Source organism: Sutterella parvirubra YIT 11816, assembly GCF_000250875.1.
In the GTDB taxonomy this organism is placed as follows: Bacteria; Pseudomonadota; Gammaproteobacteria; order Burkholderiales; family Burkholderiaceae_F; genus Sutterella; species Sutterella parvirubra.
Map to the genome: position 1 here is coordinate 11,438 of NZ_JH604981.1, position 749 is coordinate 12,186.

The following is a 749-nucleotide window of genomic DNA, read 5'->3' on the forward strand; positions in this document are numbered from 1 at the left end:
GTCGTCACGTTGAGGTTCTTCTGCGCGAAGGCCGCACCCAATTGGAGCGCCCCCGTGCCGCCCAGCGTCTGCACGGTGCAGATGCGTGCAAGGAGCTCGGGGTCGTCGCCGAAAACGAGGCGCTTCACCGCGCTGCAGAATTTGGGGAGCCCCTCCATCGGCCCGTAGCCGTGCGGGGCTTTGGAGTCGAGGAGGCGCTTTTCCGCTTCCGCCACGACGGGTTGGAGCGGGATGCGCCCCTCGTCGTCGAGGTAGACCCCGACGGAGAGGTTCACCTTGTCGGCGCGCGGATCCTCCCCGAAGGCGCGGGCGACGCCGAGGATGGGATCGTCGGGACGGGGCGAAAGATCGGAGAAGAGATTTGTGAGCATGGGCGGGCCTCGTTCGGTTGGGTTGGGTTCGGGGAAGAGCGGAGGCCGATTTCTGCCGATTTCGGCCGCCCGTCTTCGGCGGGTCTCAACACTATAGGGCCGATAGGACCGCACCGAGGCCCGCGCTTCTACGACAAAAGCCCCAATCGAATGGACTTGGGCGGGATCTTGGGGGATTTGTTTGACCGGAAGAGGAAAAGCGCGGCGCTCTGCGGGAAGTCGGGGCGATGGCAGAGGGCGGCCGTTTTGCAAAAAGAGAAGGCACGCGGATTTTCGTTCGCGTGCCTTCTTCTTTTACGGGGAGATCCGGGGCGGGCTGAGCCGCCCGTCCGCCCGTCCTTGCCGCCGTCTTATTAAACATCCTGATAAATACTTCAG

Annotated in this window: 1 protein-coding gene; it reads right to left on the minus strand. The window is 64.0% G+C overall.

The genetic code is table 11. The annotated features are described in order from the left end of the window. A partial coding sequence (locus tag HMPREF9440_RS11970) for an aminotransferase class I/II-fold pyridoxal phosphate-dependent enzyme (protein ID WP_008542563.1) occupies positions 1–371 on the minus strand: 371 nt, incomplete at its 3' end. Positions 372–749: the final 378 nt, after the last annotated feature.